Origin of the sequence: Campylobacter sp. MIT 21-1684 (assembly GCF_026241315.1) — a bacterium.
In the GTDB taxonomy this organism is placed as follows: domain Bacteria; phylum Campylobacterota; class Campylobacteria; order Campylobacterales; family Campylobacteraceae; genus Campylobacter_D.
Genome location: NZ_JAPHNA010000002.1, coordinates 89,529 through 102,595 on the forward strand (window position 1 = coordinate 89,529; position 13,067 = coordinate 102,595).

The 13,067-nt window shown below is 33.3% G+C and carries 10 protein-coding genes; 3 read left to right on the forward strand and 7 right to left on the reverse strand.

Annotated elements, in window-relative coordinates; all coding sequences use genetic code 11:
- Window positions 1–3: 3 nt before the first annotated feature.
- The 3 genes from OQH62_RS01320 (at window position 4) to OQH62_RS01330 (ending at window position 3,219) form a co-directional block, all read left to right on the forward strand.
- Window positions 4–756: an HpcH/HpaI aldolase family protein gene (locus OQH62_RS01320; protein WP_266012801.1), complete on the forward strand. Its 753-nt coding sequence runs from the start codon at window positions 4–6 to the stop codon at window positions 754–756.
- A 96-nt stretch (window positions 757–852) separates the two neighbouring features.
- Complete coding sequence (locus OQH62_RS01325; RefSeq protein WP_266012803.1) at window positions 853–2,073, forward strand: adenine-specific methyltransferase EcoRI family protein; 1,221 nt, start codon at window positions 853–855, stop codon at window positions 2,071–2,073.
- A 9-nt stretch (window positions 2,074–2,082) separates the two neighbouring features.
- Window positions 2,083–3,219, forward strand: a complete 1,137-nt coding sequence (locus OQH62_RS01330; RefSeq protein WP_266012806.1) for an HNH endonuclease family protein — start codon at window positions 2,083–2,085, stop codon at window positions 3,217–3,219.
- Between the two features lie 45 nt (window positions 3,220–3,264).
- Here OQH62_RS01330 and OQH62_RS01335 read toward each other — a convergent pair whose 3' ends face one another.
- The 7 genes from OQH62_RS01335 to guaA form a co-directional block, all read right to left on the reverse strand.
- Window positions 3,265–3,780, reverse strand: a complete 516-nt coding sequence (locus OQH62_RS01335) for a DNA-deoxyinosine glycosylase (protein WP_266012809.1) — start codon at window positions 3,778–3,780, stop codon at window positions 3,265–3,267.
- The gene (locus OQH62_RS01340; RefSeq protein ID WP_266012976.1) at window positions 3,777–5,921 is read right to left on the reverse strand and encodes a polyribonucleotide nucleotidyltransferase; all 2,145 of its coding nucleotides are present in this window, start codon (window positions 5,919–5,921) and stop codon (window positions 3,777–3,779) included. The genes OQH62_RS01335 and OQH62_RS01340 overlap by 4 nt, the downstream gene beginning before the upstream one ends.
- Before the next feature lie 70 nt (window positions 5,922–5,991).
- On the reverse strand, window positions 5,992–8,037 hold the full coding sequence (locus tag OQH62_RS01345; RefSeq protein WP_266012812.1) for an LPS-assembly protein LptD: 2,046 nt from the start codon (window positions 8,035–8,037) through the stop codon (window positions 5,992–5,994).
- Complete coding sequence (locus OQH62_RS01350) at window positions 8,027–8,479, reverse strand: RDD family protein (protein WP_266012815.1); 453 nt, start codon at window positions 8,477–8,479, stop codon at window positions 8,027–8,029. The genes OQH62_RS01345 and OQH62_RS01350 overlap by 11 nt, the downstream gene beginning before the upstream one ends.
- Window positions 8,476–9,726 carry a phosphoribosylamine--glycine ligase gene (purD, locus tag OQH62_RS01355; protein WP_266012818.1) on the reverse strand — a complete coding sequence of 417 codons (1,251 nt, stop codon included), beginning with the start codon at window positions 9,724–9,726 and terminating at the stop codon, window positions 8,476–8,478. Before purD ends, OQH62_RS01350 begins: the two co-directional genes overlap by 4 nt.
- A gap of 250 nt (window positions 9,727–9,976) precedes the next feature.
- Window positions 9,977–11,395 carry a hypothetical protein gene (locus OQH62_RS01360; protein WP_266012821.1) on the reverse strand — a complete coding sequence of 473 codons (1,419 nt, stop codon included), beginning with the start codon at window positions 11,393–11,395 and terminating at the stop codon, window positions 9,977–9,979.
- A 95-nt stretch (window positions 11,396–11,490) separates the two neighbouring features.
- Window positions 11,491–13,026, reverse strand: a complete 1,536-nt coding sequence (gene guaA, locus OQH62_RS01365; protein ID WP_266012824.1) for a glutamine-hydrolyzing GMP synthase — start codon at window positions 13,024–13,026, stop codon at window positions 11,491–11,493.
- Window positions 13,027–13,067: the final 41 nt, after the last annotated feature.

A 13,067-nucleotide genomic window follows, 5' to 3' on the forward strand; every position in this document is an offset into this window, starting at 1 on the left:
CAAATGAATACTATTAAGAACAAATGGAGCAATAATAGCACAACTTTAAATGGCTGGATAAGTCTTAATAATAATTTTAGTGCGGAAGTTATGGCTTATGCGGGATTTGATACTCTAACAGTAGATATGCAACACGGAATAAGTGAGTACTCTACACTTATTCCTATGCTCACAAGCATACAAAGTACGAAAACTCCTGTTTTTGCTAGAATCCCTTGGCTTGAAGCTGGAGTGTTGATGAAAACTCTTGATGCTGGTGTAGATGGGATTATTTGTCCTATGATTAACACGGCACAAGATGCACAAAAACTTGTTGAATGGTCAAGGTATCCTCCTTTAGGAAAAAGGAGTTTTGGTCCTCTTCGTGCAAAATTTCTTAAAAAAAATTATTTTGAAAACTCAAATCAAGAAATTTGTGTTTTTGCTATGATTGAAACTAAGGAAGCTATAGCTAACCTTGATGACATTCTTAATGTTAAAGGAATTGATGGAGTGTATATAGGACCTGCTGATTTATCAAGTTCTTTTGGAATTACCCCGAAATTTGATCAAGAAAATGAGACAATTTTGGAAAATATTTCTTTGATTTTACGCAAAACAAAGAGCCATAAGAAGTACGCAGGAATTCATAATCTTTCAGCTTTTTATGCGAAAAGAATGGCAAGACTTGGATTTGATTTTGTAACTTTAGCTTCTGATCTCATTTTTATGTTTGAAGGAGCAAAGAATGCTATTAAAGAATTTCGCTTGAATTAAATCTCATTTTTGAAATCTTTTTATTTGGTTTTCGATGAATAGAGTTGCTTTAAATAAATATTTTTTCTATAATTTCTTTATTTAAGAAAGGTACAAATGGCAAAGAACAGCAATCTACACGAGGCAAAAGCAAATAAAAAAGATGAGTTTTACACACAGCTTAGCGATATAGAAAAAGAACTTGCGAACTATAATAAGAAAGACTTTAAGGATAAAGTTGTGTATTGTAACTGCGATGACCCACTAGAATCCAATTTTTTCAAATATTTTTTCTTAAACTTCAAGCGTTTGGAGCTAAAAGAGCTTATTACCACTTGTTATAAAAGTCAAAATTACAAAGAAATAAGTAAAGAGCAATCTCCCAAAAAATCCTATGCGCTGCGCATTTGCAGGGCTGAAGCTGAATCTGCCCTCAATAATTCGGGGGGGGGGGTAGAACCTCATAGCATAAAATCTCACCCACTAGAAAGAATAGAATCTCTCCTTGCACTCACTCTTACAAAAGCTAAAAACCAAAGTCAAAAAACCCAAAAAGCCTTTGAAAACAATAAACAAAAGCTAGAATCTTGCACGCAAGAGCTAACCCCAGATAGATATTGCCATACCACAGGTGTTTTATTTGTTAGCGAGGATTTTGGAGAGGGCAATGCAGGGGATTTTAGGAGTAGGGATTGTATAGAACTCCTCAAGCAAAGCGATATTGTCGTAACCAACCCGCCTTTTTCACTCTTCCGCGAGTATGTCGCCCAACTGATACACTATGATAAAAAATTTTTGATTATTGGGAATGTAAATGCTATTACTTATAAAGAAATTTTTAGATTAATCAAGGCGAATAAACTTTGGCTAGGAGCAAGTATAAAAAGCGGCGATAGAGAATTTGGCGTTCCTCCACATTATCCGCTTAATGCTGCTGGTGTGAGAATTGATGAATATGGCAATAGATTTCTTAGAATAAAAGGTGTGCGTTGGTTTGTCAATTTAGACTATAAAAAACGGCACGAGCTTTTAGAGACAATTTATTCCTATGCCAAAACTCCCGAGAAATACCCAAAGTATGATAACTATGACGCTATTAATGTGGATAAAACAAATCAGATTCCGCTTGATTATGAGGGCGTTATGGGCGTGCCTATTACATTTTTAGACAAGCATAATCCTAAACAATTTGAGATAGTGGGTAAAATGAGCACAACAGGGATTGATGAGTTTAACTTTGGTTATCCATACATAAATGGCAAAAAAATCTACGCCCGAATCCTTATCCGCAGAATCCCTTCAGCACAGGACAATCAAAAGGAATTACAATTAAACTAAAGGAGCAAAATGAAAATCACAGAGTGTAGAATCAAAGTTAAGGACTTAGTAGCAGGGTATAGCAGAGATGAGGAGAGTGGAGAAGTGGTAGCCTATGGGGATTGCAAAAGTGAAGATTCTCAAGCAAGACTCAATATCCGCCCTAAATACCAAAGGGAGTTTGTGTATAAAGACAAGCAAAGAAATGCGGTGATTGAGACGATTTTCAAAGGATTCCCTTTAAATACAATGTATTGGGTGAGAAACACCGAATCTAATGCCGAGTATGAATATGAAGTGCTAGATGGGCAGCAAAGAACCATTAGCATTTGCGAGTATTATAAGGGTGATTTTTCGCTTAAAGAGCAGTATTTTCATACTTTGCCAGAGGACAGAAAAGAAACGTTTTTAAACTATGAGTTGATGATTTATGTGTGTGAGGGAGAGGAAAGTGAGAAGCTAGAGTGGTTTAGGGTGATTAATATCGCAGGAGAGAGGCTCACAGAGCAAGAATTGCGTAATGCGATTTATGCGAGTGTGTGGCTAAGTGATGCCAAAAGGAGATTTAGCAAAACAAACTCTCTAGCGGAACAAAAAGGCGGGAGGTATCTAAATGGCTCAAGTATAAGGCAGGAGTTTTTAGAATCTGCTCTTGCGTGGATAGTGGGCAAAAGGGAGGATAAGGCGATTTGTGAGTATATGGCAAAGAGTGCGAAAGATTGCAAAAATGCTGATGAGTTATGGGGCTATTTTTGCGCAGTCATTGATTGGGTGGAGATGAAATTCCCAACATACCGCAAGGAGATGAAAGGTATAGAATGGGGACTTTTGTATAATGAGTATAAAGATAAGCCTTTGGATAAAGAGGAGCTAGAATCTCGTGTGGCAAAGCTTATGGCTGATGATGAGGTGCAAAAAAAGAGTGGCATTTACGCGTATGTGCTAAGTGGAGAGGAAAAACACCTCAATTTAAGGGCATTTGACAAGGGCATAATTCGGGCAGTGTATGAGGCGCAAGAGGGCATTTGTCCGCATTGCAAAGAAACTTTTGCGATAGAGGAAATGGAGGCTGATCATATCAAGCCTTGGAGCAAGGGAGGTAAAAGCGTGAAAGAAAATTGCCAAATGCTCTGTCGCGAGTGTAATCGTAGGAAAAGTGATAAGTAGTGAATTGTGAAAATGAAGAAGTGTTTTTATTTTTATTTTCTGTTTTTAGAATTTATTGTATAAGTCTTTCTTGTTTGAAAAGAATTGTGTAGTTTCTTTTATAATACTATATGCTTCAACAAGATTTTCAAAAGAAAAATGTAAGTTTGCCGGTGAACTTGAAGGTAAAGCAAGAGCTTGAAGATTAGGATAAAATTTTTTAAAAAAATGAAAAGCATATCTTCCTGTGGTGAAAATTTGTTTAATTTGTGTTTGAGGTAAAAAATCGTGAAGATTATTTGCTTTGGCATATGATATAGTTTTATCATCAGAATTTTTTATCTTACAACTAGCAATAATATCCCATAGAGCTATTTTTTCTTGTTTTAAAAATTGCTTTTGACTTGATATATCCTCAAGTTTGACTCCATAAAGTTTTTCTAAAATTCTCCAAAACCTGTTTCTTGGATGTTGATAATAGAATCCAAATTGTCTTGATTTTACAGAAGGAAAAGAACCTAAGATGAGTACAAGAGAATTGGCATCAAAGAAAGGTTCAAACGAATAATACCTCTGATTCATTCGCACAAATCCACAGAAATTTTACCATTTTTTATTTCATCAATTTTGACTTTTACTTTATCATTTCGAGTTAAATTTAAATGTTTGCATTTAGAATGATGAAGCAAACCATCAATTCCATTTTTAAGTTCTACAAAAGCCCCAAATCCAGCTATTTTTTTTACTTCACCTATAAATTCCTCACCTATTTCAAAAGCAGATAAATCTTTTTCTCTGTTAATTTTTTTTCCAGATTTTTGACCGTTTATAAGAGTGATAATATATTCTTTGGCAGCTTGTATTTGATTGCTTTGATTCGCAGTAATTTTTACCTCGCCTTTTTCTCTATCTAAGTCTATAGAAACTTCAAATTTTTCAATAATTTCTTTAATTGTCTTACCTGCTTGTCCTATAATATCAACAATTTTAGACGGATCAACAAGAAAAGATTCAAGTTTTGGAAGAATTTCCTCATTGACAACAATTTCTTTAGCAGATTTTTCCATATGTTCTAATATAGAAAGTCTCGCTTCTTTTGCTTGATACAAAGCTTTTTTTAGAGTGTGTTTTTCAATACCACCTAGTTTAATATCCATTTGCAAGGCAGTTATACCATCTTTACTTCCTGCAACTTTAAAATCCATATCCCCATCGTGATCCTCTAAACCCATAATATCAGTAAGTATAGCTTCTTTATCTCCTTCAATAATAAGTCCCATAGCCACACCTGCTACTAACTTAAGATTTGTAACACCTGCAGCACGAAGAGCTAGGGAAGCTCCGCATACTGTTGCCATAGAGCTTGAACCATTGCTTTCTAAAATTTCACTTACGAGACGAATTACATAAGGATAATTTTGTTCTATACTAGGATATAAAGCTCTTTTAGCTAAATTTCCGTGTCCTAATTCTCTTCTACCCGGAGCTTTAAGAGCACCTGTTTCACCTACGCAAAAACTTGGAAAATTATAATGAATCATAAATCTTTCATTAATAGTATGTTTTTCGGTGAGGGTTTCAAAAAGTTGTGCATCATTGTCTGTGCCTAAAGTTGCTACAACAAGGGCTTGCGTTTGTCCTCTGGTAAAGAGACAAGAGCCGTGAGCATTAGGCAAAATATTTGTTTCTATGCTTAAAGGACGAATTTCATTTAAAGCTCTTCCATCAGCTCTTTTGCCTTTGTTGATAATCTGATCTCGTACAAGCTTTTTCTTTGCTGTTTGCAAAGCACTCATTATATTTTCTTGACTCCAAGTGCTTGCTTCTTTATGTAGTGCAATCTTTTTGGCAATTTGATGTAATTGATCTATTCTTTCGCTTTTAGCCATTTCTTTGATAGCGTTTTGAAGTTCTGTATGAAAATTTTTTTCTATAAAATGAAGTATTTGCGTAATATCAATTTTATTTTTATATTCTATATCACTATATTTTTTGTGCTTGCTAAAAATTTTTTCATATGCTTTTGTTCCATTTATAATAGCTTGTTGTGCTTTATCAAGTGCTTCTAAAAGTTCATCTTCGTTGAGTTCATTCATATTTTGAGTAAAAGTGCTAGTTTGAGCATTTGTAGTATCATCTTTTTCTTCGCAATGAGGTAAGGCTCGCATTTCTATCATTAAAAGTTCATCTTTTATGCCGGCTACATACAGATCAAGCGTGCTCTTTTTAAGTTGAGTGTTGCTAGGATTAAGAATGAATGTACCGTCTATCTTAGCTATACGAACGCCACAAACAGGAGCTTTTAACGGAATATCGCTTAAATAAAGGGCAATACTTGCAGCATTTAAACTCATAACTTGTAAATCTACCTCAGTGTCTGCAGAAAGTACCATTACTACAATTTGTGTTGGATATGCATAGCCTTCTGGAAAGAGTGGTCTTAAAGATCGGTCTATAATTCTTGCACTCAAAGTTTCAGTTTCACTAGGTTTTGTTTCTCTTTTGATATATCCTCCCGGAATTCTTCCAGCAGCATATGTTTTCTCTATGTATTGGACTGTAAGAGGTAAAAAATCTTCTTCTACCTGTTCATATTCTCTTGTAACTGTGGCTAAAACGACACTTTTTCCTATTTGCATTAAAACAGCACCATTAGCTTGTTTAGCAACTTTATTAACATCAAAAATTTCTAAATTCCCATTTATATCTATGCTATATCGCATTTTTTGTCCTTTTTTAGCAGTTAATGCTTGTGTTATTTTTTTAAAAATATCTAACAAAACTATCCTTTCTTTAAATTTTATTTTCATTTTCTTTTAAAGAGAAATCATATTTCACACCTCCAAGCGGATAAAAATTAAACACAAAATACACTCCACTTTGATTGCGCGCACTAATACCACCGCTTGTAAGTTTAGGATCCACTCTTTCTCTATACACTAAGGAATAATTCCAACATTTTCTTTGGTAAGTATAGCCAAGTTCCCACATATTAGGGTGTGCTCTTTGAATATCAAGCCATATTCCACCAAAGAGATTATAGTTTGCAGAAGCTCTATAATTTGTTCTTGTACCTATGAAACTGTATTTACCGTATTTGTCATTTTGATAGGCGTGTGAAAATTCCAAATCAGCTTTAAAGTCTATGTTGAGACTAAGTTGAGAGATAATATTTGTAAAGCGATTCTCCTGATAAGAATAGACAAGTTCGTTGTTTAAATAGGCATTTTCATTAAAATAATAGGTGAGAAGATTTTCAAGTTTATCAAATTGACCTTTTTTATCAAGATAATCAATGTTAAAACGGTGTTTTAATTTTTTTTGGGCTTTTTTATTGTAAAAATATTGCACGTTATAAAGGCTTAGGTGCTGTTCTTCTTTTTCAATATCTAAATACTCTTCACTAATTTGACCAGAATGAGTACCAACCAATAAATAGTTTAGTCCAAAATTGATTGTATGAAAATACGAATCGTAAGCTTTTGAGAGATCAGTGTAAAGATTAAACTGATGTGCGCTAGTGAAATAAGAATCGTGTTCTTTGTCAGTAGAGCCGGTATAATTTATCAAAGAGGCAAAGGCATTTTCTGTGAAGGTAAAATGCAACAAGTCGCCGAAAAATGCATTATGATAGCTTAAAGGCAGGTTAAAATTGAGTTGGTTAGCATAAGGTCCAATCTGTCTGTAATATTTATGAAAAGAAGCATCAAAAGAATAACGAATTTTTTCATTGAAAAGCTCATTTAAGAAATGATGATATTGAAAAGAAGGATACTCTTGTAAGGTGCTTTTATTATTTGTTTTTGAAGTATCTATATAGTATTTTGCATACATTCCATAAAAATTATTTTCATCAGCTAAGAAATAATTTACCTTAGAGCTTATTAAGGAAGTGAGATCGCGGTAGTCTCTGTGCCCAAGATTAAGATAATCTACATCATTAAGATAGGTTGCATCAACCCAAAGTCCTTCTTGAAAATTGTCTCCAAGTAAAGATTTTACTAAAGATTCTCGTGCATACTTGATTTCAAGTCCTGTATGAATTTGCTCTTTTAAATTTTCTTTTTTATAGTAATTTGTATTTTCTCTAAAGATTCCAAAACTAACTTCTCCGCTAGAAGAAAATGAGTCTATAAAACGTAAGGTGGAGTAGATACCAAAACCACGTTTAGCTCGAATTTGAGGATTAAGCTCCAAGTCTAAATTTTCAAAAGGTGCAAAATAAATAGGTTGTTCATAATACAAACCTTCGCTACTTTTTAATACCAAATTTGGTATTAAAAGTCCGCTTTGTCTGTGTGTGTCTGCACTAAAACCAAAATACGGCAGATAAAAAACGGGAATATTTTTTACATACAATTTTGCATTATATAAATGTACAAAATTACTCTGCCTGTTAAGCCAACCTTCGCTAAAACGGATTTCCCAATCAGGATTTTCTATATTGCAACTTGAAACTGCTGAAATTGTGCTCTTAAATTTGAGCGAATCAAAAGAGCTTAGTTTGCTTTGAAACCATACTTCTAGATTATTGTTTGTAAAAAAGAAATTTTCAAAATTCCCCTCATTCCCATCAAGTTTCAATTTCGCATAACTTGAATGCGCTCTTTCATTTTGCCCTCTTAAGATATTAACATCTCCGAAAAGTTCAATTTCACCTGTTTGTTCATTGTAAATAGCTTTGTTTGCTGTAATAAAATAAAAATCTGAAAAAATAACTACATCATCATTAGCTGTTACAAAATCTCCCTCTTTTTTTACATCTAAAGCATAAATATCAACTTCAGTAGCATTTAAAATAAAACTTAAACTGCACAATAAGCAAAATTTACGCCACATCGATGACAATAGTCCTTGCAGCATAATCTTGCCAAGTTTTGCGTAGATTATTTCCCAAAGCCCATACAAAGCCAAGCATAAAAGCCATACTGCTTAATTCTCTTACAAAAGCTCTAATACAACTTTGAAGAAAAGTCGGTTTGTCTAAAAGATTCTCATCTAAAATAATAATTTTACAGAGCATTTTACCCAAACTTGCTCCATAGATAAAGGTAAAAAGGGTATGATAGCTAAAATGAAGTAGAAAAGAACCAAAAACAAAATCTCTTAAAATGTTATCTATCCCGCTTAAATCCGTTGCAATAGCGAACTTGTCATAAAAAATAACAAAAACAATACACGATAAAATAAGATTATCAATGATATAGGCTACCATTCTTTTTGTAAAACTTGCAATCTTTAAATTTTCTCTTTCGAGTTTATGAGTTAAATCTTCTTTCATTGAGCTACCCAAAAAGCAATGTCTTTTCTAAATTGTTTGCCTTGAAATTCAACATTTTCACAAAGTTCGTATGCTTTTTCTTTTGCTTCTTGTATGCTTTTTCCTGTACCAACACAGACTAAAATACGACCACCATCGGCAAAAAGCTTTCCGTTTTCTAAGCTTACTCCAGCATAAGAGATATGAGAATTTTCAGGGATATTTTTGATTCGAATTTCGCTTTTATTGGAAGTTTTGTAAGGATAATGCTCACTTGCACAAACCACTCCAACAGCAAATTCTTTTTTGATTTTTATAGTACTATAACGCAGTCTTTTTTGGGTAGTTGCCAAAAAAAGTTCTAAAGGATTTTCTATAAGAGGCATTAGTACTTCGCATTCGGGATCTCCAAAACGCACATTAAATTCAAGCACATAAGGTTTGTTATTTTTTACCATAAGTCCTATAAAAAGTACTCCACAAAATTCATTTCCTTCTTTTTTCATTCCTGATAAGGTTGGAAGAATAATATCTTTTTGCACTTTACGCAAAAGACTTGCATTGGCTAAGGCGCTTGGAGCGTATGCTCCCATTCCTCCTGTATTTGGTCCTTTATCTCCATCGAGGAGTTTTTTATGATCTTGTGCCGGTGGTAAAAGTATATAGTCCTCTCCATCGCATACAGCAAAGATACTCAACTCAAAGCCTTCTAAAAATTCTTCTATAACGATTAGCTTGCCTGCCTCTGCGAAACTTTCTCCACTTAACATTTTAGCACTAGTTTCAATAGCCTCTTCGTGTGTTTTAGCGATGATAACTCCTTTACCTGCACACAGCCCATCGGCTTTTACTACGATAGGAGGTGTGAGCGTATGAATAAAATCTTCGGCTTTTTTTAAAGAATTAGTGCTAAGAAATTTTGCTGTTTTAATATGGTGTTTTTTGAGAAAATTTTTCATAAAAGATTTTGAACTTTCAAGCATCGCCGCAGCTTTTGTTGGACCAAAAATAACAAGATTATGAGCACGAAAAATATCTACAACACCATCGGCTAAAAAAGTTTCACTCCCTACTATACAAAGTTCAATTTCCTTTTCTTTGGCATATGTTGCTAAAACAACAGGATCTTTTATATTTAAATTTGTACCTAGACTTTCTGTAGCCCCATTTCCGGGCGCAAAGTAAAATTGTATATTGTTTTGTGTGTTTTTTAAGGCTAAGGCGATAGAATATTCACGTGCGCCATTCCCTAAAATCATAATTTTCATCTATTTTCTCCTTTGATAGGACCCAAACAGCCGTTAACATAAGATTGACCCTATAAAGTAAAAAAACCATTAGGTAGTTTTTAAAGGCTGCGGCTTCTTACTTTTGTAAAAGCTCAAACAAAGTCACAGAACACGGTAAACCACACATCATAGTACATAGAAATTGTGTTGGATCATTTTAAATATCACAAACTGCTCAGGCAGTTAATTATAGCTTTATTTAACTTAAATTTTTATGGTTTTGAAGAGTCTAGAGAAGTTTGAATTTTGTCTTGCCTGTTTTATCAAAATGTTTTCCTTGTAAAATAATATCAGCAACATTCTCCCAAATGTGTTTTTCATCTATATAGACAATATCAAAAGTGTTATCGCGCATTAAAGATTGATAATTAACTTTTTTTGGTGCGTATTTGACAATATAATAAGGATTTATACCAAAAATTTCTAATTTTATCCTACAAAGTAAATCTAAATCTGAAGTTATAACAAGAAATTTTTTTCTTTGTTCTTTGGTAATTTTTTTAATATACATTAAAAGTTTTTGATCAAAAGGATTGAGTGCTGTTTTATTGAGTCTACTTAGATAATGTTCTGCAAAAGCTAAAGCACAAAAAGAATTTTCTATATTGCTTCTTGTGAAATATGAATTTTTTACCCCAGTGGATTTGAGAGACAAATGCCAAATTTTTATATCTATGATTGTAGCACATAGATTTAGACCAGTAGCGATTTTGGTAAAAAGTTTTTCTCTTGAAAGTTTAAAGGCATTTTCGAAGATACCTAAATTTTTTTTATAAAAATCGTTTCGTAAAGAATCAAGTTTTTTCAGTGAGCTTTTATAGTAATCGTTTTCTTTTTTAAGTTTTGCCATACGCTCTTCTTTTGCCTTTAGTTTGAGAGGATCCTGATTGGAATTAGAGCGTAAGTTTATTTCAAGTTGTAAGTTTTTTATTTGTGATTCAAGTGAAGAAGAACGATTTTTTCTTGTATCTATTGTTGCAACTAAAGCTTGATAATGGCATTGTAAAGACAAGAAATTTTCATTAAAAATTTTTGTGATATTAATCATTTTATGTTTGTCTTTCATATCATTATAGGAATTTTCAAGATGCATTATTATGCTTTTAAGTACTGCAAATTGTGTTTGATCTGTGGAATTATCCATAAAAATAAGAGTGTCAAGAGCTTTATTAATAAAACGTTTGAGTATAAAATAATCCAAAATACAAGGGATTTCTTTTTCATCTTGAACATTTGATTTTAATGTTTCAACAGAAAGTATTTCTTCGGCAAAATAATTTTGTATAGCTTGAGGAATGGTAAAGGAGAGAGGAATTTTTTCTATTGCATCATAATCTGTACTTCGATAAAGTTCAGTAATATACGCACTACGTCGTGAATTTTGTATATCTTCAAGTTCATCGTCATTATCAGTCCTCCAAAAATCATTCTCGTTTATAAAATCACCTTCTTTAAATTCTTGAAATCGAGAAGGGCGAATTCCTGTAATACTTTTACCATCAGAATGAAATTCTACGAGCATACCAACACACGGCATACTTCTTTTATCGCTCCAAATATATTTGTTAAAATCGAAAAAAACTTTGGCAGAATTCGTTACCGTTCCACGTCCTGTGGAATCCATATAAATAGCTATTTTACCGTGCATACTCTTTCCTTGTAAAATTTCATAGAGTGAAATTTTAGCTTTATGTTTATAAATTTTTTATAAGGTCTCTTTAAAAAAAGCTTTGCTTCTAAGCACTATTCCCATTCTATTGTTGCAGGTGGTTTGCTTGAAATATCATAAACAACGCGGTTAATTCCATTGACTTCATTAATAATACGTCTGCTGATGTTTTCTAAAATACCATAAGGTATATGAGTGAAAGCCGCTGTCATTCCATCACTAGCATTGACAATCCTAATGCAAACAGCATTTTCATAGCTGCGGTTATCTCCCATTACTCCAACACTTTTTACATTTAAAAGCACGCAAAAAGCCTGCCAAGTTTTTTCATACCATCCTGTACTTTTTAATTCCTCTTGTAAAATGCAATCAGCCTTTCTTAACACATCAAGACTTTGTTTTTTCACTTCACCCATAATACGTATAGCAAGTCCGGGTCCGGGAAAAGGGTGTCTATAAACAAGCTCTTTGCTAAGCCCAAGTTCAAGTCCTAAAGCTCGAACTTCATCTTTAAAAATTTCTTTTAGAGGTTCGATAAGTTTTAAATTCATTTTTTCAGGCAAACCACCTACATTATGATGGCTTTTAATTGTCTTGCCTGCTCCAATAACAGAACTCTCAATAATATCCGTATACAGTGTACCTTGAGCAAGATACCGTACGCCACTATGTTTTTTTGCTTCTTGTTCAAAAACTTCTATGAAGGTGCTTCCTATAATTTTACGTTTTTGTTCAGGATCTTTTACTCCCTGAAGGCGACTTAAAAAAAGCTCACTTGCATCGATACTAATAAGTTCTATGCCTAAAGAATGCTTGAGCATAAATTCAACCTGTTCTTTTTCATTCTCTCGTAAAAGCCCATTATCAACAAAAACAGCTACAAGTTGATTCTTAATCGCATTTGCTAAGAGTGCGGCAACTACACTGCTATCAACACCTCCACTTACAGCGCAAAGTACTTTGTTTTTGCCTACTTCTTTGCGAATTTTTTCTGCTTGAAATTTTGCAAAAGAGCCCATATTCCAAACACTTTCACAATTACAAATGTATTTAGCAAAATTTTTTAGGATATTTTTTCCAAATTCGCTGTGTTGCACTTCAGGATGAAATTGTAAGGCAAAAAATTTGCGTTTTTCATCGCCAAAAACACAATAAGGGCTATTTTCGCTTGTAGCTAAAATTTCAAAACCATCGGGTACATCTTCAACTTTATCAGAATGACTCATCCATACTACTTGCTTTTGAGGTAAATTTTTAAACAAGGCACTTTCTTTTGTAAGTTCAATACTTGCTTTGCCGTATTCTTTATAAGCTGCTGGAGCTACACTTGTTTTAAAATGGTATGCCATTAATTGCATACCATAGCAAATTCCAAGCAAGGGTATGCCAAGTTCAAACACTCCAAAATCGCAAAAATATGCATCAGTTGCATACACGCTAGCAGGACCACCGCTTAAAATAATACCTTTTGGTTGTTTTGCTTTAATGTCAATTAAAGCTATATTAAAGGGTAAAATTTCAGCATACACACCTTGTTCTCTTAGTCTTCGTGCTATAAGTTGGGTGTATTGACTTCCAAAATCTAAAATGACAATATCTGCTTTTTTCATAAGTAATGAAACCTTTAATGTTTTATTAAATGAGGCATAAT